This is a genomic window from Streptomyces sp. NPDC060027 (assembly GCF_042737005.1).
In the GTDB taxonomy this organism is placed as follows: Bacteria; Actinomycetota; Actinomycetes; order Streptomycetales; family Streptomycetaceae; genus Streptomyces.
Genome location: NZ_JBHWVI010000003.1, coordinates 34,660 through 52,944, shown reverse-complemented (window position 1 = coordinate 52,944; position 18,285 = coordinate 34,660). Strand labels below are relative to the sequence as shown.

The following is an 18,285-nucleotide window of genomic DNA, read 5'->3' as shown; positions in this document are numbered from 1 at the left end:
TCACGGAGGATGAAGCGGTGGACGTCAAACGCATGCTGCACCTCACCGGCTTCGGGTACCGGGGGAGTGTCGACCCGGCGCGGATCCTGCGCCAGGACGCGCTGCTCGCCGTCGCGCTGCTGCTCGCCGACGTGACCGTGGCGCTGACCGTGCACGCGGACGGCCGGCGTCCGGACGCGCTCGGCTGGACCCTGCTGACCGCCGCGCACCTCCCGCCGGTCTGGCGACGGCGCGCCCCGCTCGCCGCGTTCCTCGCGCTCGTCGCCTGCGTCGGCCCCTACCACGCACTCGACTTCAACCACAGCGCGCCGCTGCTCGTCTCGATGACCGCGCTGTTCACCGTCGCCGTCACGGGGCGCCCGCTGCGCTCCCTGGTCATCGGCACCGGTGTCGTCGGCATCATGCTCGCGGTCAAGTTCGGGCAGGGCGCCGCCGAGGGCGCCGAGGCGCTGCGCGTCACCGGCTGGATCGTCGCGTTCATCGTCCTCGGCGTGTACGTCCGGGTGCACGGGCAGTACTTCGCCGAGGTCGTCGAACGTGCCGAGCGCGCCGAACGCACCCGCGAGGAGGAGGCCCGCCGCCGGGTCGCCGAGGAACGCCTGCGCATCGCCCGTGACCTGCACGATCTGCTCGCCCACAGCATCACCCTGATCGGCGTGCAGACCTCCGTCGCCGCGCACGTCCTGGCCGCCGACCCCGACCGCCTCGACCGGACGGCCGTCGCCGAGGCCCTCGACGACATCTCCGAGACCTGCCGGACCGCGCGCGGTGAACTGCGGACCACGCTGGAGGTGCTGCGCGCCTCCGAGCACGGCGGAAGCGACGGGCGGGGCCCGCTGCCCGGCCTCGACGGGGTGCCCGATCTCGTGGCGGCGGCCCGTTCGGCGGGCGCGAAGGTGGAGGCGCCGACCGGGGTACGGGCGGACAACGTTCCCTCCGCCGTGGGCGCCGCCGCCTATCGCATCGTCCAGGAGGCGCTGACCAACGCGGTACGGCACGCGGGCCCCGGCGTGACGGTCCGGGTGGACCTGCGCACGGACGGCTGGGCCCTGCGCGTGACGGTCACCGACGACGGCATCGGCGACGCGGGCGGCCCGCCCGGCTTCGGCCTGATGGGCATGGGGGAACGGGCTCGTAGTGTGGGCGGCACGGTGGAGGCCGGGACACGGGAAGGGGGCGGATTCGAGGTGCTGGCGGTGCTGCCCCTGGGGAGCGTGCCCGAACAGCAGACGGCCCTCCTCGATTCCGTGCCAGGACCCGGTCCTTCGGCCGCGGTCGAAGCCGGAAGGGGCGAGGCCCGATGACCATCCGTGTGCTCCTGGCCGATGACCAGAACCTCGTGCGGGCCGCGTTCGCCATGCTCGTGGAGTCGGCACGGGACATGGAGGTGGTCGGGCAGGCGGCCACCGGGCGGGAAGCCGTCGAACTGGCGCGCAGCGAGCGGGCCGACCTGATCGTGATGGACATCCGCATGCCCGACCTGGACGGCATCGAGGCGACCCGGCTCATCGCGGCCGACGAGAGCCTGGCCGGGGTCAAGGTGCTCGTCCTCACCACGTACGACACCGACGAGCACATCGTGGAGGCCCTGCGCGCGGGCGCCTCCGGCTTCCTGGTGAAGGACACCCGGCCCGCCGAACTCCTCGACGCGATCCGTACGGTGGCCGCCGGGGACGCGCTGCTCTCACCGGGTCCGACGGCCCGCCTGGTCGCCCGCTTCCTGCGCGCCCCCTCGGTTCCCGCACTCGTGGTGGGCGGCCCCGAGGGGCTCTCCGAGCGCGAGCGCGAGGTGCTCGGCCTGGTCGCGCGCGGACTCAACAACACCGAGATCGCGACGGCGCTCGGGCTCAGTCCGCTCACCGCGAAGACCCACGTCAGCCGCATCATGGGCAAGCTGGGCGCCCGCGACCGGACCCAGCTGGTCATCGTGGCGTACGAGTCGGGCCTGGTGACCCCGGGAGACGCGGGCCGGGCCTGATCCGGCGGCGCGCGGACGAGCCCCGGCGGGTGGCCGCACCGGTCCGACATGACGTCAGAGTGCACTGACGTCCCGTCAACACGCCGTGGAAACCCGGGTATTGCTGTGACACCTGGGGCACATTAGGTTCTCCAGGACATCCCACGTCCTATGTCCGACGTAGTCCAGGGAGTGCCATGACCAGCATGAGCCGCATGGTCGCGTTCGCAGCAGCCGCCGGACTCCTCACCGTCCTCGCCGCCACCGGCGGCACCGCCTCCGCCGCGCCCCTGGCCGGCCGGGGCTGCACCTCCTCCGTCCCGTACACCGCGGGCCAGGAGGGCTATGACACGTACCGCATCCCCGCGACCGTCACGACCCGGGCCGGCACGCTGCTCGCCTTCGCCGAGGGGCGGCACAGCGGCGCGGGCGACACCGGGAACATCGATGTCGTCCTCAGACGTTCGTCCGACGGCGGCTGCACCTGGGGCCCGCTCCGGGTCGTCGCGTCCGGCGGCGGCGACACCCGCGGCAACCCGGCGCCGGTGGTGGATCCCCGGACCGGCCGGATCGTCCTCCTCACGTCCTACAACAGCGGTGCCGTGACCGAGGCGCAGATCATGCGGGGCGAGGTCACCGTGGACCAGAGCCGGCGCGTCTTCGTCCAGACCAGCCGCGACGACGGGCGGCACTTCTCCGCCCCGCGGGACATCACGGATCGGGCGAAGCTGCCGGGCTGGCGCTGGTACGCCACCGGCCCCGGTCACGCGATCGCCCTGCGCCACGGACCGCACGCCGGGCGCCTGGTCGTGCCCGCCGACCACTCCGCCGCCCCGCCCGCCGGGTCCGCCGACACCGGTCAGGAGTCCAAGTACTACGGGGCGCACGCGCTCTACAGCGACGACGGCGGGCTCCACTGGCGGCTCGGCTTCATCGACGACTCGTACGACGGGACCGTCAACGCCAACGAGAGCACGGTGGCCGAACTCCCCGACGGAAGGCTCTACTTCAGCTCGCGCGACCAGAACGGCACGAGACCCGGCAACCGCCTCGACGCCTACTCCAGCGACGGTGCCGAGACCCTGGACCGCCCCTTCGCCGTCCAGCCCACCCTGGACGACGTCCCCGTCGTCCAGGGCAGCGTCCTCCAGCTGACCGGCCGCTCCGCCCCGCTCCTCTTCTCCGGCCCCTCCGTCCCCACCGCCCGCCAGTCGATGGCCGTCTGGCGCAGTACGACGGGCGGCGCGGCCTTCGTGAAGGCGACCACCCTGTCCACACAGCGTGCGGCGTACTCGGACCTCGTCCAGCTCGGAGCCTCCCGGGTCGGCGTCCTCTACGAGACCGGCGTCGCGGGACCGTACGAGACGATCGAGTTCCGACGCCTGCCGGTGAACGGGCTGCGGGGGTAGCGGGTCCCCGCCGGGCAGGGTGCCTGCCGGGGCAGGGCGCCCGGCCCCGGCCCGATCAGTCCCGGCGGCCAGAGCAGACCCCCCGGCCAGAGCAGTCCCGCTCGGCTAGAGCAGTCCCGCCCCCGCCAGATACTTCCCGACCCGCTCGACCTCCTCCTGCGACAGCGGCACCTGGGGTTCCGCTGTCGCGGGGCAGTCGATGACGCCGCGCAGGAACAGCGCGGCCTTGAAGGCGCCGAGGGCCGAGGAACTGCCGCCCATCCGGGCGGGATCGCCGACGCCCACCATGCCGAACAGCTCGCACAGCCGCTCCTGCTCCGCCCGGGCCCGCTCCCGGTCGCCCGCCACACACAGGTCGTACAGGCGCACGTAGCCCGCCGGGTCCACATTGGCCAGGCCGGGGACCGCGCCGTCCGCGCCGAGGGCCAGCGCCGAGTCGACGACCACCTCGGAGCCGGTGAGCGCGGTGAAGCCGCTGATGCCGGGGTGGTTGCGAGCGCCGCTGACGACCGCGCGGAAGGAGCCGAGGTCACCGCTGGAGTCCTTGAGCCCGGCCAGGACGCCGTCGGCGGCGAGTTCGAGGACCAGTTCGGGGCTCAGTCTGGTGTGGACGGAGGCAGGCAGGTCGTACGCGAAGACGGGGAGCGACGCGCCGGCGGCGACGGCGCGGAAGTGGCGGGCGATCTCCGCGGGATGGGTGCGTGTGTAGAACGGGGCCGTGACGACGATCGCGTCCGCGCCCGCGGCGCGGGCGGCCCGCGCGTGGTCCAGGACGCGCGGCGTCGTCATGTCGATCGCACCGGCCAGGACGGGTAGCCGGCCGGCGACGTGCCCCACCGCCGTCTCCACCACGAGCCTGCGCTGCGCGTCCGTCAGATAGGCCACCTCGGAGGTCGAGCCGAGGACGAACAGGCCGTGCACCCCGCCGTCCACCAGGTGGTCGATCAGCCGGGTGAGCGACGGGACGTCCACCTCGCGGTCCGGTGTCAGGGGCGTGCAGACGGGCGGTACGACACCGGTCAGCGGGGCGGGGAAGGTCATGAAGGCTCCCGGATGTGCTGCTGGAACGGAAGATCGGCCAGGGCGGCGGCCGCGGCGGCGGACTCGGCCTGCGCGACCAGGGTGCGCGTCGGCCGGCCCTCCTCCACAGGATGGTGACAGCGGAAGCGGTGACCCGGGGTCGACGCGGCCGTGAACTCCGGCATCCGGGTCGCGCACTCCTCGTCCGCCTTCCAGCACCGGGTGCGGAAGGGGCAGCCGCTCGGCGGGCGGGTCGCCGAAGGGACGGGTCCGGTCAGCGGAATCGGGTCGATCGGATCCAGCAGGCCCGGAGTCGCCGAGAACAGGGCCCGGGTGTACGGGTGACGGGAACGGTCGGTGACCTCGTCGGCCGGCGACTCCTCCACGATCCGGCCGAGGTACATCGTGATCACCCGGTCGCTCATCCGCCGTACCGTCTGGATGTCGTGGGACACGAACACCATTGCCAGGCCCAGGCGTTCCTTCAGATCGAGGAGGAGGTTGAGGATCTGCGCGCGCACCGACACGTCCAGCGCGCTCGTCGGTTCGTCGGCCACCACCAGGTCGGGATCCAGGGCCAGGGCGCGGGCGATCGCCACACGCTGGCGCTGACCGCCGGAGAGCCGGCCGGGAAGGGCGTCCGCGAGGGCCCGGGGCAGACCGACCAGGGACATCAACTCCTTGACCCGGTCCGCCCGTTCGGCCGCGGTGCCGCGCCGGTGCACATCCAGCGGGTCGCGCAGGATCCGGCGTACGGGCAGTCGGCGGTTCAGAGCCGTCGACGGGTCCTGGAAGATCATGCCCGTGCTGCCGCCGACGGCGGCGCGCCGCTCGTCCGGCTTCAGGGACCACAGGTCACGGCCGCGGAAGGTCACCGTGCCGGAGGTCGGCCGCTGCACCCCCACGAGCACCTTCGCGAGAGTCGACTTGCCGCAGCCCGACTCGCCGACGACGCCGATCGTCTCGCCGGGCACGACGGTGAGATCGGCGCCGGTCAGGGCGTACACCCGGTCCCGGGTGAACACACCGCCGCTGCGGGCCTTGTGGACGACATGCGCGTCGGTGAGCCGGACGAGCGCGTCCGTCCGGTGGACCTCGCCCTCCCGCACCGGCGCGGTCATCGGACCGCCCCGGGCGCCATCGGCGGAATCGTCATGTCACGGCCTCGCTCTCCGTGGTCACCAGGTCGACGGCCGGGTGATGACAGGCCGCCGTGTGCGTGTGCGGCCCGACCAGGTCCGGTGCCGTCGTCCGGCACACCTCGCTCGCCATCGGGCACCGGTCGGCGAAGCGGCAGCCGGCCGGGAAGTCGGCGGGGGAGGGGACGACTCCCTTGATCTGCGTCATGCGCTCCGCCGCCGACTCCAAAGACAGCACGCTGCCGAGCAGCCCGCGCGTGTAGTGGTGCGCCGGGGACTCCACCAGGTCCGCCGTCACCCCCGTCTCCACGATCTGGCCGCCGTACATCACGACCACCCGGTCGGTCACCGCCGAGATCAGCGCCAGGTCGTGCGAGACGAGGATCAGGGCGAAGTCCAGTTCCGCCCGCAGCCGCAGCAGCAGCTCCATGACCTGTGCCTGGACCGTCACGTCCAGGGCCGTCGTCGGTTCGTCCGCGACGATCAGCCGGGGCTCGCGGGACAGCGCCATCGCGATCAGGACGCGCTGGCGCTGTCCGCCGGAGAGCTCATGCGGGTAGCTGCGCAGGGTGCGTTCGGGATCGAGGCCGACCAGTTCGAGGAGCTCGGCCGCCGTGCGCCTGCCGCCCCGCCGTATCACCTGCTTCAGCTGCGTCCTGATCGTCATCGCCGGGTTCAGGGACGACAGCGCGTCCTGGTAGACCATCGCCATCTCGTGGCCCAGCAGCCGGCGTCGTACGCGCATCGGCTCGCCCACCAACTGTCGCTGGTTGAAACGGACATGGCCGCGCACCCGGGCGCCCTTCGGTTCCAGGCCCATCACCGTCAGGGCGGTCAGCGACTTCCCGCAGCCCGACTCGCCGACCAGGCCCAGGACTTCACCGGGATACACCTCGAAACTGATGCCGTCGACGATGTCCACACCGCTGTGGCGGTGGTCGAAGCCGATGGCCAGGTGCTCCACGGCGAGGACGGGCTGCCGTCCCGAGGGGAGCGGACGGGCCCGTGCGCGCAGCCGCGCGGCGGCCTCCGCCAGACCGGGGAGTTCGAGGACCGTGCCGCTGCCCGGTTCGGGGGCTTCGAGACGGTCCTCGGCGGGGGGCAGGGACCCCTCCCGGGCCGCCGGAGCGGCCCACGCGTCGGAGACACCCTCGGAGAGGATGTTCAGCGACAGGACGGTGGCCAGCATCAGCAGGCCGGGGAAGACGGTGGCCCACCAGCCGCCGGTCAGCACCATGTTCTTGCCGTCGGCGATGACACTGCCCCAGGACGGGTCAGGGGGCCGTACGCCCGCGCCGATGAAGGACAGCGAGGCCTCGAAGACGACGGCCTCGGCGACCTGCACGGTGCAGAACACCAGGATCGGCGCAGCGCAGTTGACGGCCACGTGCCTGAGGACGATGTGCGGGGTGCGGGCGCCGATCACCTGCTCGGCCGTGACGTAGTCCTCCCCGTACTGGTCGAGGACGTTCGCCCGGACGACCCGGGCGACCGGCGGGGTGAACAGGAACGCGATCGCGCAGATCAGGACGGTGATGCCGCCGCCGAACACGGCGACGAGCACGGCGGCGAGCGCGATGCCGGGGAACGCCATCACGACGTCCAGGCAGCGCATCAGCGTCTCGTCGACCGCCTTGCGCGAGGTCGCGGCGAGCGCGCCGAGCAGCGCCCCCACGACCAGGGCGAGCGCGGTGGCGCCGAGACCGATCGCCAGCGACCAACGCGCCCCGTACATCAGCCGGCTGAGGATGTCCCGGCCGAGACTGTCCTGCCCCATCCAGTGACCGGACGACGGATGCCCGGTGCCGTCCACCGGCGGCTGCTGGTCGAGCGGGTCGTGCGGCGCGAGCAGGGGGGCGAACAGTGCCGCCAGGACGACCACGGCCAGGAAGCAGACCGCGATCCTCGGCAGCGGCGGCAGCCTGCGCCGGCCGCGCAGCCGGACACCCGGCCGGGCGAGGACCCTCGCCAGTTCCTTCCGCGTGATCATCGGGTCGCCTCCCTCAGTCGCGGGTTGACCAGCAGATACAGGATGTCGATGACGAGGTTCACCACCACGAAGCCGATGGCCGTGGTCAGGACGACGCCCTGCACGACCGCCGGGTCACCGTTCTTCACGGCGTCGATCATCAACTTGCCCATGCCGGGCAGCGAGAAGATCGTCTCGATGACGACCGCGCCGCCCAGCAGATAGCCCACGCGCAGGCCCAGCACGGTGAGCGGGTTCATCAGGGCGTTGCGCAGGACGTTGCGGCCGACGACCACCCGGGGCGGCAGCCCGCTGCCGATCGCGGTGCGCACATAGTCCTTGTCGAGTTCCTCGACCACGGACGTCCGGACGATCCGGGTGAGCTGGGCCGCGACCGGCAGGGAGAGCGCGAGGGCGGGCAGCGCCATGGTCTTGAGCCAGCCGGAGAGCGAGTCGGCCGGGTTGATGTAACCGCCGGTCGGGAACCAGCCCTGGTCGACGGCGAGATACTGGATCATCAACAGGGCCAGCCAGAAGCCCGGTGCGGCGACCCCGGTCAGGGACACGACCCGGATGATCTGGTCGGGCAGCCGGTCGCGGTGGATGGCGGCCGTGATCCCGCCGAGCAGCGACAGCACCACCGCGACACCGAGCCCCAGGAAGGTCAGCTGGAGCGTGAGCGGCAGCGCGGTGGTGACCTGCTCGACGACCGGCGCCCGGGTCAGCGCGCTGGTGCCCATGTCCCCGTGCACCAGGTCCGCCACGAAGTGGAAGTAGCGCACGGGCAGCGGATCGAGCAGGCCGTTCTGCTCCCGGAAGTCGTGCAGTTGCTGCGGGGTCGGGTTGGCGCCCTGGAAGAACGCGGACGCCGGATCGACGTCCGAGAACCGCATCACCAGGAACACGAACAGGACGATCCCGAGCATCAGCGGAACGAGCAGCGCGATGCGGCGCAGCAGGATCCTGACGATGGCGACCACGTACGAACTCCCCTGTCGCCTAGACCCACTTGGCTTGCAGCAGGTTGATGCCCGGGTAGGGCTGCGGCCTCATCCCCGCGAGCCGCCGCGGATTCCACGCCGTCATCAGCTCGTTGTGCACGACCGGGTAGAGCACGGCCTGCTCGGCGACGACGTCGATGTAGTCCTGGATCATCGTCTTCTTCTTGTCGGCGTCCGGCTCCCGCGTCGCCCGGTCCATGTCCTTGAAGAGCTTCTTGGCGACCGGGTCACCGGCCCAGCGGGCGTAGCCCATCCAGAGGTTCTGGGGGCCGTAGTTGTAATGCATGATCAGGTCGGCGTCGAGGCCGAACTGGTTGGGGTTCGAGGCGGCGGCGACGACCTGGTAGTCCTGTTTCTGGTCCATCTTGGTGAACACGGCCGTGGTCTCCTGCGGGGACAGCGTGGTCCGCACGCCGATCGCGTCCCAGGACGCCTTGACGGTCGGCAGGCAGTCCACGATCCAGCTGACGTTCACCGACAGGATCTCGATCCTCAGCCCCTCGACCCCGGCCTCCTTCAGGAGCTTCTTCGCCTTCTCCGGGTCGTAGGCGTAGACGGTCTTCGCGGGCCGGTAGGAGGGGTTGGCCTCGTTCAGGAACGACGTCGACGGCCTGCCGTGCCCCTTGAGGGCGACCTCGACCATCTTCCCGGTGTCGATGGCGTAGTGCAGGGCCTGCCGCACGCGCACGTCGTCGAAGGGCTTGTGCCGGGTGTTGAACATCAGGAACAGGTTGTTCATGCCGGCGCCGCCCTGGACGCTCATGCCGCCCTTGCGGAGCTGTGCGATGTTGGCGTACGGGATGTTGTCGGCGATCTGGGCACCGGCGCTCGCTCCCGAGATCTTCGCGACGCGGGGCGCGGCGTCCACTATGGTCAGCCAGTTCATCTTCTGGAACGCGGGCTTGCGCGGCCCGTTGTAGGCGGCGAACGCCTCGAAGGTCGTGTTCGACTTCGGGTGGTGCGCGGTCTGCCGGTACGGCCCCGAGCCGATCGCCTTGCCCTTGATCGCGTCGTCCCAGGCGCCCGGCCGGGAGAAGACGTGCTGGGGCATGATCTTCGCCAGGGTGAGCCGGGAGATCCCTTCCGGGAAGGGGAACTTGAGGACCAGCTCGACGTTCCGCGCGTCGATCCTGCGCACTTCCTTCAGCCAGGGGGCGAAGAAGCCCTTGGCGAGGGTCTGGGTCTTCGGATCCAGTATCCGGTCGAAGACGAAGACCACGTCGTCGGCGGTGACCGGCTTCCCGTCGTGGAACGTGGCACCCGCCCGCAGCGTGAACTTCCAGGACGTGCCGGTGAGGTCGGCGGGCACCTGGGTGGCGAGCGCGGCGTAGGGCTCGCGGGAGATCGGGTCGGTGTCGAGCAGGCCCTCGTAGATGTGGTTGTTGGCGGCCATGCAGAAGGCCGACGCGGTCTGCGTCGGGTCCCAGCTGCCGTCGTTCCCGTAGCCGATCACGGCCGTCAGCGTGGCGTTCCTGCCACTGCCCGAGCCGCCGGTGTCGTTCGTGGACTCCGGCCCGGACGAGCAGGCGGCCAGGGACGAGGAGACGGCGGCGGCCACGCCCAGGGCGCCGGTGTACTTCAGGAACGACCGGCGGTGCAGCGCCGGAGTGGGGGGCACGTCGCGCACGGTTCCTCCAGCAAGGAGTGGGTCCGGTGGAGCGGTCCGGTGGAGCGGTCGGTTCGGTGGCCCTGGAGCAGGAGATACGACGTCCTACGTCATAGGGGGCAGCGTGACCATAGGAGGGGGCGCGGAGGGGGTCAAGGGATCGCACACGAATGGCGTATCTTCCAACGGTGCGACCAATGACGGTCTGAAACAGGGGTAGTTGGCCGAACTTGGCGTTTAATCAGCCCGGAGGTGGGACGTCCGATGTCCAGCGAGCGTACGATGCGGCGCATGCCTGAGGAGACCGGGAACCGGCGTCGTCCCGAGCGGCGGGTGAGCAGTCAGATCCAGCGCGAGGTCATGCAGCTGATCCTCGACCAGGGACTTCCGGCCGGTGCGCCGCTGCCCACCGAGACCGAGCTGATGACCGATCTCGGCGTGAGCCGCAACTCGGTCCGTGAGGCGCTCAAGGCCCTCCAGGCACTCGACATAGTCGAGATCCGGCACGGCTACGGCACCTATGTCGGCGAGGCGTCCATGACGCCGTTCGTCGACGGACTGACCTTCCGCACGCTCGCCCGTCCGGACGATCCGACCGGGGCGCTCGCCGAGATCCTCCAGGTCCGCGAGGTGCTGGAGGAGGGGTTGATAAGCCGCGTGGCGGAGCTGCTGACCGAGGAGGAGCTGGACCGGCTCGAATCCGTCGTCACGGAGATGGAGTCGGCGGGCAGCGACGGGCGCTCCTTCCCCGAACTCGACAGCGAGTTCCACGAGTTGCTGTACGCGTCGCTCGGCAACCCGCTGGTGCCCCAGCTGCTCGGCGCCTTCTGGACCGTCTTCCGGCGGGTCGCCGTGGTGCGCGGCTGGACCGACGACATCACCCCGGAGGTGACGGCCCGCCGCCACCGCGACATCCTCACCGCCCTGCGGGCACGGGACGTCGAGGGCGCCCAGCGCGCGATGTCCGACCACTTCCGCGGGATCGAGGCCCGCGCCGCCCAGGGATCGCGCGGGGTGAGCTGACCCGCCCTGCTTTCCCGCCCCTGCTTTCCCGGCCCTGCGCTCCCCGCCCCGGCCGGCCCTCGCTTCCCCACCCTGCTTTCCCCGACCCTGCTCCCCGGCCCTGCGCTTCCCCACCCTGCTCTCCCCGCCCCTGCCCCGACCCTGCTCCCCGCCCCTGCGCTTCCCGGGCCCGTTCTTCTGCCCCTTGGCCCTCGGGGCGACGCGGCCCCGCCCTACGCTGGTCCCGTGGCCGAAATCGAACCTGACGCTGACCTTGGATCGCACCCCGGCGCGCGGTCCGGCAGCGATGCCGACGGTGGTGTCGGCAGCGGTGCCGACGGTGGTGCCTGGGACCCGGGTGGCGCCGGTGTGCTGTCCCTGCCCTCCGGGCGACTGATACGGGGCCGGGCCCTGCGCCGGCCGCTCCCCGCCGACGGCGGCCCGGCGCCCACGTACGCCGTTCACCTGCTCGGCGGACAGCCGCCTCCGGTCCCCTGGGAAGCGCACTGGCTGCGCTGGCCGGACTTCTGGCTGCCGACCGACCGCGCCGGGGCCCGCGCGGTCCTCACCGAGGCCTGGCGGCGGTCGGCCGGCGAACGCGTCGAGATCGCCTGCTTCGGCGGCCGGGGCCGCACCGGCACGGCCCTGGCTTGCGTCGCCGTCCTCGACGGCGTACCGCCCGGGGAGGCGGTGGCGTACGTACGCCGGCACTACGACCGGCACGCGGTGGAGACACCGTGGCAGCGCGCGTACGTCCGCCGGTTCGGCGTGAGGTGAGCTGGGGTGAGTGCTGCCCACGCCTCTTTCCGGGGGTGCCGCTCTGGCTCCGATCCGGGTCCGGGTGGCCATCGCCGCCTGAGCCCACGGACGGCCCTCCCGCCGCACAGAGAGGCCCTGGCCGGGCGGCACAGCCCCCGGCCAGGGCCCCGCTTCGGTGGTGCGGCCCGAAGTACCCCGCCGTGTACGGCACTCCCTTGCCGCCCGTCGACGGGAACTGCCATGTCTGCACGCACACGGTGACCGCCGACATCCAGGCCGAAACGGTGCCCGGAGAAACTGGTATGTCGACCCCGGTTGTACGTCCACGGGCTGATGCCCGCGCCGCACCGCCTGCCTACGATCGGCGCATGCATGTCACGCCGCCGCTTCCCCCGCTCAAGCGCGTGCCGCCCGGCGCCTGGGTGGCCCTGGCCTGGTGCGCCAGCACCCTGTTCACGTTCCTCGCGCGCGTTCGGCTGCCCGGCGAGACGGCGGCGAACGAGCTGGTCGCCGCTCAGTTCTACCGCTGGGACGGACTGCTGTTCCTCGCGGTGGCATGCGCCCTGGCCCTGGCAGGCAGCCGGCTGCTCGCGCGCCGGCCCCTCACCGCCTTCACCCTGCTGCTCGCGGCGGCCGCCCTGATCACCGTCAACCTCGCCGTGGGAGCGATCCAGCTCGCCCAGTACCTGGCCGTCGACATCGCCCTCTACTTCATCGCGGCCGGCCGTCCCCGCCGTACCGGAGTCGCCGCGCTCACCCTGGCGCTCGCCCTTCTGGTCGCCTGGCTGACGGTGAGGCTGCTGCACGGATGGGGCGTCGGCACACTCGTCGCCCTGACCGTGGCCCTGACCGTCGTCGTCTCCTGGCTGCTCGGCGACGCCACCCACCGCACCCGCGCCCACGCCGAGCAACTGCGCGTCCGGGCAGCGGGCCAGGCCGTCACCGACGAACGTCTGCGCATCGCACGGGAGATGCACGACATGGTCGCCCACAGCATCGGCATCATCGCCCTCCAGGCGGGCGCGGCGGCCCGGGTCGTGCACACCCAGCCGGATGCCGCCCGCGAGGCGATGACGGCGGTCGAGACGGCCGGCCGGGAGACCCTCGCCGGACTGCGACGCATGCTCGTCGCGCTGCGCGAGGCCGACCAGGCCGACCGGCCCCACCCGCCCGGAGCCCTGGGTGTGTTCTCCGACGCGCCGGGCGGATCGCGCGGACAGGGCGACTCCGACGCGCCCGGCCGGTCTCCCGAACACGGTCCCGGAGGGCCGGGCCGTAGCCCCGCGCCCGCCGACAACCGGTCCCGCGTCCCCGAGGCCGCGCCACTGCGCTCCGCCGAGGGACTCGCCGACCTCGACCGGCTGGCCGCCGCGACGACGGCCGCGGGGGTCCGCGTGGACGTCCACTGGACGGGCGCGCGGCCTCAACTCCCGCCGGACATCGACCTGTCCGCGTTCCGGATCGTCCAGGAGTCCGTCACCAACGTCGTACGGCACGCGGCGACGACCGCCTGCCGGGTGACCGTCGACCTCCGCGACACCGAGGTCGCCGTCGAGATCACCGACGACGGCCGGGGGAGGGGCAGTACGACGGACACGGGATTCGGCCTCATCGGCATGCGTGAGCGGGCAGCCCTGCTGCACGGTGAGTTCACCGCGGGCCCGCGCCCCGAGGGCGGCTTCCGGGTGAGCGCCCGCCTTCCGCTCCCGGCCACGAGCACGGCGGCCGCACGATGACGGTCCGGGTGGTCCTCGCCGACGACCAGCAGCTCATCCGCACGGCCCTGCGCATGGTCATCGCCGATATCGAGGACCTGGAGGTGGTGGGCGAGGCGGAGAACGGCGCGGAGGCGGTGGCCCTTGCCGCGCGACTCTGCCCCGACGTCGTCGTCATGGACATCCGCATGCCCGGCATGGACGGCATCGAGGCGACGCGCCGGATCGCCGCGGACGCTGCCGAGCCGCGGAACGAGACGAGGATCGTCGTCCTCACGACCTTCGACGACGACGACTACGTCTACAGGGCGCTGGGCGCCGGCGCGTCCGGGTTCCTGGTCAAGGACATGGCGCTGGACGACATCATCGCGGCGGTCCGCGTGGTGGCGGCCGGGGACGCTCTCATCGCCCCCGGCGTCACGCGCCGGCTCATCCGGGACTTCACCGCCTCCCGGCCAGAACTGGCGCGTGCACAGCGCGAGTTGAAGGGCATCACCGAACGCGAGCGTGAGGTCCTGACGCTGGTCGGTACCGGGCTGTCCAACACGGAGATCGCCGAGCGGCTCTTCATCAGCGTGGCCACGGCGAAGACATACCTCACCCGCCTGCTCTCGAAGCTGGACGCCCGGGACCGCGTCCAGCTGGTGATCATCGCGTACGAGGCGGGGCTGGTGTCCGTGAACCGGTGAGGGCGGGAGGACCGCGCACCGGGTGGGTGCGCACCGGATGTCCGGGCCCGATGGCGCCGGTGTTGGCCGCGACGCCGGTGACGCAAGCCGGGCGAATCGATTCACCATGATCTATTCCGTAGTTTTGCGTGAAAGTCGCACAACCGCGGTGTCTGGGCGGCAATATGGCCTGATCTTCCTCAGAACCACGGACCCGAGGCAGCGCCATGACCAGACCGCAGTCCCCGACGGATCCCTACGCGAGGCCTCAGCGCCCGGCCCAACCGGTCCCGGGCGACTCCCATCGGACCGCGCTCGTCGTGGCCCTGATCGGCGCAGCCGCCACGGTCGTCGCGGCTCTGATCGGACTGTTCGTGCAGTTGAGCGGGGAGGTGGAACAGCGCGACTCCCGTCCGTCACTCGGCGGCGCGTCCTCCGCCTCGGGCACACCGGGCGGGCCCGATGAAGCCGGTGCTCCCCGTACGTCGGGGCCGCCGAGCGCGTCCGCCGCACCCGAGGTGTCCGCCGCGCCCGCGGTGTCCGAAGGGGCCTCCACGGCTCCGGCGGCCGTCGGTCTGCCGGAGGAATTCCTCGGACGCTGGCAGGGCTACGCCGAGGAGGTCGACGCCTCCAGGACCGACCACTACCGCGTCACCGTGGAGCTGGGCGGGGGGACCCGGCGGGAACAGGTCGGCAGCATCCACTACGCGATGGAGTCCTCCGACTGCTACGGCGTCGTCACCCTGACGACGGTCAGCGGCGGCGACCAGGTGACGCTCGGGGAGAACATCCAGTCCGGCAACTGCGTCACGAACGGCCGCATCACCCTCACGCTGAACCCCGGGGACACCATGGACTTCGCCTACGAGTCGACCAAGCGGAACGGCACTCGGCAGTCCGTGGAGGCCGGCCTGGAACGCGTCGCCTGACCGGAGACGAAGGCCGCCGCCCGGGCGCTCGGCGGCGGGCCGGAACCTTCGGGTGGGCCGGGACCCTCGGTGGGCGGACCGGGACCATGCCGGGCGGGCCGGGACCCTTCCGCGCGGAGCCGCCCGCGGTCGGCGTGAGGCGCGTCGTGGGGGTGCCCGGGCGCAAAGAGGCCCATCGGGACCGGGGCGCGGGCGCCGTAGGCGAGAATGGGCCGCATGAGTCTGTTCCGCGACGACGGCATCGTGCTGCGCACCCAGAAGCTGGGTGAGGCGGACCGGATCATCACGCTGCTCACCCGCGGTCACGGGCGCGTACGGGCGGTGGCACGCGGCGTCCGGCGGACCAAGTCCAAGTTCGGGGCGCGCCTCGAACCCTTCTCCCACGTGGACGTGCAGTTCTTCGCGCGCGGCAGCGAACTGATCGGCCGCGGCCTGCCCCTGTGCACGCAGAGCGAGACGATCGCTCCGTACGGTGGCGGAATCGTCACCGACTACGCGCGCTACACCGCGGGCACCGCCATGCTGGAGACCGCCGAGCGGTTCACCGACCACGAGGGGGAGCCCGCGGTGCAGCAGTATCTGCTGCTGGTCGGCGGACTCCGCACCCTCGCCCGGGGCGAGCACGAGCCGCACCTCGTCCTCGACGCTTTCCTGCTGCGCTCCCTCGCCGTCAACGGCTACGCGCCCAGCTTCAGCGCCTGTGCCAAATGCGGCATGCCGGGACCGAATCGGTTCTTCTCGGTCGCGGCGGGAGGTTCCGTCTGCGTCGACTGCCGGGTGCCCGGCAGCGTCGTACCCTCGCCTCAGGCCCTCGAACTCCTCGGTGCGCTGCTCACGGGAGACTGGGAGACGGCGGACGCGAGCGAGCCGCGGCACGTCCGGGAGGGCAGCGGGCTGGTGTCGGCCTATCTGCACTGGCATCTGGAGCGCGGACTGCGTTCCCTGCGCTTCGTGGAGAAGTAGGCGCCACCCGGGCACGCGGGAACGACGAGAACAGCACCAACGGCAAGCAGAGCCACAGCAAGACGAGCGCCGAGCGCAAGCAAGAGGGAGACGAGAAGCACATGGTCGTACGCGGGATCCTGGGACGCCAGCGCCGCGAGTACAAGACGCCGGAACCGCACCCCTCCGGTGCCCGCGCGCCCAAACTCCCCGGCGAGCTCATCCCGAACCATGTGGCGGTCGTCATGGACGGGAACGGCCGATGGGCCAAGGAGCGCGGGCTGCCGCGCACCGAGGGGCACCGGGTCGGCGAGGGCGTCGTCATGGACGTCCTCAAGGGCTGCATCGAGATGGGTGTGAAGAACCTCTCCCTCTACGCCTTCTCCACCGAGAACTGGAAGCGCTCGCCCGACGAGGTGCGCTTCCTCATGAACTTCAACCGGGACGTCATCCGGCGCCGCCGCGACGAGATGGACGAGCTCGGCATCCGGATCCGCTGGGTCGGCCGCATGCCAAAGCTGTGGAAGTCCGTCGTCCAGGAGCTCCAGATCGCCCAGGAGCAGACGACGCAGAACGACGCCATGACGCTGTACTTCTGCGTCAACTACGGCGGTCGTGCCGAGCTCGCGGACGCCGCCAAGGCGATGGCCGCCGATGTCGCCGCCGGCCGGCTCGACCCCGACAAGGTCTCCGAGAAGACCATCCAGAAGTACCTGTACTACCCGGACATGCCGGACGTCGATCTGTTCCTGCGCCCCAGCGGCGAGCAGCGCACCTCCAACTACCTCATCTGGCAGTCGAGTTACGCCGAGATGGTCTTCCAGGACGTGCTGTGGCCCGACTTCGACCGGCGTGACCTGTGGCGTGCCTGCGTCGAATACGCGCAGCGCGACCGGCGTTTCGGCGGCGCCGTCCCGAACGAGGACCTGCTCGCCATGGAGCAGGGCATGCGGGGCGACGGCTCGTAACACCCGCCGCCCGGGGCGTTGTCCGGACCTGGCCCTACGATCATGGCTCATCACCACCGAACCGGGGAGGGGCCGTGGTCGAGGGCCAGGGTGCTGCGCGGTCGCAGGAGTTGCCGCAGCAGGAATCGCGGGAGCACGGGCAAGGGGCCGACGGCGTCGAGCTGGAGTACCTGCCGACCGTCGCGGACTACACGTCGGCGCTGAGAGCGCGAAGAGGGGTCAGCCGGGCGGGCCGGATCCAGCGCCGGATGTTCGGTCTCGGGGGCTTCTTCGTCACCATGGCGATCGTGGCCTCGCTGGTCAGCGGAGAGGCGCCGGACTTCGCGCTGGTCTGGATCGCCCTCTGCGTGCTCCTGGTCGTGTTCATGCCCTGGCTCCAGGCCCGCCAGGTGCACCGCGTCTCGCAGCAGCGGGGCACCTTCCGGGTGACCGTGACGGACGCCGCCGGGGTGTCCGTGGCCACCGAGAACACGACGGCCACGGTCGACTGGGCCGCCCAGCCCCGCTACCGCGAGAGGCCGGACCTCTTCGTCCTGTTCAGCGCGGACAAGAACGCCTCGTGCTTCACCGTGCTGCCCAAGCGCGCCGTGCGCACTCCCGACGACGTGGACCGGCTGCGGACGATCCTCGACCGCAACACGACCCGCGTCTGACCGCCCTGGTGCGGCGGGTCGGCCGGTGGCCGCCGCGCACTCCGCGATCTCTCGCGAGGAAGTCCGCCGCGAGCTCGGGCGGCCCTCGGCTCAGCCCTTCGCCGCCGCGCACTCCGCGCACGTGCCGAAGATCTCCACCGTGTGGGCCACGTTCACATAGCCGTGCTCCGTAGCGATGGCCTCGGCCCACTTCTCGACGGCCGGGCCCTCCACCTCCACCGCCTTGCCGCAGACACGGCAGACGAGGTGGTGGTGGTGTTCGCCGGAGGAGCAGCGCCGGTAGACGGACTCACCCTCCGACGTACGCAGGACGTCGACCTCGCCGGCGTCGGCCAGGGACTGCAGCGTGCGGTAGACCGTGGTGAGCCCGACCGAGTCGCCCTTGTGCTTGAGCATGTCGTGAAGCTCCTGCGCGCTGCGGAACTCGTCCACCTCGTCGAGCGCGGCCGCCACGGCGGCACGCTGCCGGGTGGAACGGCCCCGGACGGGCGATCCAGCGGTTGTCACCGTTGCCTCCTCGCGTCTGCCCTTGCCCGGCCATTGTGCCA

General features: G+C 71.8%; 17 protein-coding genes. 11 read left to right on the top strand and 6 right to left on the bottom strand.

The genetic code is table 11. The annotated features are described in order from the left end of the window. Window positions 1–32: 32 nt before the first annotated feature. The 3 genes from ACFWBT_RS01460 (at window position 33) to ACFWBT_RS01450 (ending at window position 3,366) form a co-directional block, all read left to right on the top strand. Window positions 33–1,304, top strand: a complete 1,272-nt coding sequence (locus tag ACFWBT_RS01460) for a sensor histidine kinase (protein ID WP_385694567.1) — start codon at window positions 33–35, stop codon at window positions 1,302–1,304. Then, window positions 1,301–1,978 (top strand): response regulator, encoded by a 678-nt coding sequence (locus ACFWBT_RS01455; RefSeq protein ID WP_385694419.1) that lies wholly within the window; start codon window positions 1,301–1,303, stop codon window positions 1,976–1,978. Before ACFWBT_RS01460 ends, ACFWBT_RS01455 begins: the two co-directional genes overlap by 4 nt. Before the next feature lie 176 nt (window positions 1,979–2,154). Next, a complete protein-coding gene (locus ACFWBT_RS01450) occupies window positions 2,155–3,366 on the top strand; it encodes an exo-alpha-sialidase (RefSeq protein WP_385694416.1) in 1,212 nt (403 codons plus the stop codon). Between the two features lie 105 nt (window positions 3,367–3,471). Here ACFWBT_RS01450 and ACFWBT_RS01445 read toward each other — a convergent pair whose 3' ends face one another. From ACFWBT_RS01445 to ACFWBT_RS01425, 5 genes are read right to left on the bottom strand one after another with little or no spacing between them, the layout of a single operon-like run. Continuing rightward, window positions 3,472–4,407: a dihydrodipicolinate synthase family protein gene (locus tag ACFWBT_RS01445; protein WP_385694413.1), complete on the bottom strand. Its 936-nt coding sequence runs from the start codon at window positions 4,405–4,407 to the stop codon at window positions 3,472–3,474. Further along, a complete protein-coding gene (locus ACFWBT_RS01440; protein WP_385694411.1) occupies window positions 4,404–5,507 on the bottom strand; it encodes an oligopeptide/dipeptide ABC transporter ATP-binding protein in 1,104 nt (367 codons plus the stop codon). The genes ACFWBT_RS01445 and ACFWBT_RS01440 overlap by 4 nt, the downstream gene beginning before the upstream one ends. A gap of 31 nt (window positions 5,508–5,538) precedes the next feature. After that, window positions 5,539–7,515 (bottom strand): dipeptide/oligopeptide/nickel ABC transporter permease/ATP-binding protein, encoded by a 1,977-nt coding sequence (locus tag ACFWBT_RS01435; protein WP_385694409.1) that lies wholly within the window; start codon window positions 7,513–7,515, stop codon window positions 5,539–5,541. Further along, window positions 7,512–8,474, bottom strand: a complete 963-nt coding sequence (locus ACFWBT_RS01430; protein ID WP_385694407.1) for an ABC transporter permease — start codon at window positions 8,472–8,474, stop codon at window positions 7,512–7,514. The genes ACFWBT_RS01435 and ACFWBT_RS01430 overlap by 4 nt, the downstream gene beginning before the upstream one ends. A gap of 19 nt (window positions 8,475–8,493) precedes the next feature. After that, entirely contained in the window at window positions 8,494–10,122 is a 1,629-nt protein-coding gene (locus ACFWBT_RS01425) for an ABC transporter substrate-binding protein (protein WP_385694404.1), read from the bottom strand. A gap of 261 nt (window positions 10,123–10,383) precedes the next feature. On the opposite strand from ACFWBT_RS01425, the gene ACFWBT_RS01420 reads away from it, so the two are divergent. From ACFWBT_RS01420 to ACFWBT_RS01385, 8 genes are all read left to right on the top strand, one after another. After that, complete coding sequence (locus ACFWBT_RS01420; RefSeq protein WP_385694565.1) at window positions 10,384–11,124, top strand: FadR/GntR family transcriptional regulator; 741 nt, start codon at window positions 10,384–10,386, stop codon at window positions 11,122–11,124. A 348-nt stretch (window positions 11,125–11,472) separates the two neighbouring features. After that, the gene (locus ACFWBT_RS01415) at window positions 11,473–11,880 is read left to right on the top strand and encodes a protein phosphatase (RefSeq protein WP_385694562.1); all 408 of its coding nucleotides are present in this window, start codon (window positions 11,473–11,475) and stop codon (window positions 11,878–11,880) included. 350 nt (window positions 11,881–12,230) lie between these two features. Beyond that, window positions 12,231–13,598 carry a sensor histidine kinase gene (locus ACFWBT_RS01410; RefSeq protein ID WP_385694401.1) on the top strand — a complete coding sequence of 456 codons (1,368 nt, stop codon included), beginning with the start codon at window positions 12,231–12,233 and terminating at the stop codon, window positions 13,596–13,598. Then, window positions 13,595–14,266, top strand: a complete 672-nt coding sequence (locus tag ACFWBT_RS01405; protein WP_385694399.1) for a response regulator — start codon at window positions 13,595–13,597, stop codon at window positions 14,264–14,266. Before ACFWBT_RS01410 ends, ACFWBT_RS01405 begins: the two co-directional genes overlap by 4 nt. A 206-nt stretch (window positions 14,267–14,472) precedes the next feature. Then, window positions 14,473–15,174 carry a hypothetical protein gene (locus ACFWBT_RS01400; RefSeq protein ID WP_385694396.1) on the top strand — a complete coding sequence of 234 codons (702 nt, stop codon included), beginning with the start codon at window positions 14,473–14,475 and terminating at the stop codon, window positions 15,172–15,174. 216 nt (window positions 15,175–15,390) lie between these two features. Continuing rightward, window positions 15,391–16,137 (top strand): DNA repair protein RecO, encoded by a 747-nt coding sequence (recO, locus tag ACFWBT_RS01395; RefSeq protein ID WP_266758538.1) that lies wholly within the window; start codon window positions 15,391–15,393, stop codon window positions 16,135–16,137. A gap of 101 nt (window positions 16,138–16,238) precedes the next feature. After that, entirely contained in the window at window positions 16,239–17,084 is an 846-nt protein-coding gene (locus ACFWBT_RS01390) for an isoprenyl transferase (RefSeq protein ID WP_266758536.1), read from the top strand. 74 nt (window positions 17,085–17,158) lie between these two features. Beyond that, window positions 17,159–17,737: a YcxB family protein gene (locus ACFWBT_RS01385; protein ID WP_385694393.1), complete on the top strand. Its 579-nt coding sequence runs from the start codon at window positions 17,159–17,161 to the stop codon at window positions 17,735–17,737. A gap of 90 nt (window positions 17,738–17,827) precedes the next feature. Here ACFWBT_RS01385 and ACFWBT_RS01380 read toward each other — a convergent pair whose 3' ends face one another. Then, window positions 17,828–18,244, bottom strand: coding sequence for a Fur family transcriptional regulator (locus ACFWBT_RS01380; RefSeq protein WP_385694392.1), 417 nt, complete (start codon window positions 18,242–18,244; stop codon window positions 17,828–17,830). Between the last annotated feature and the right edge of the window lie 41 nt (window positions 18,245–18,285).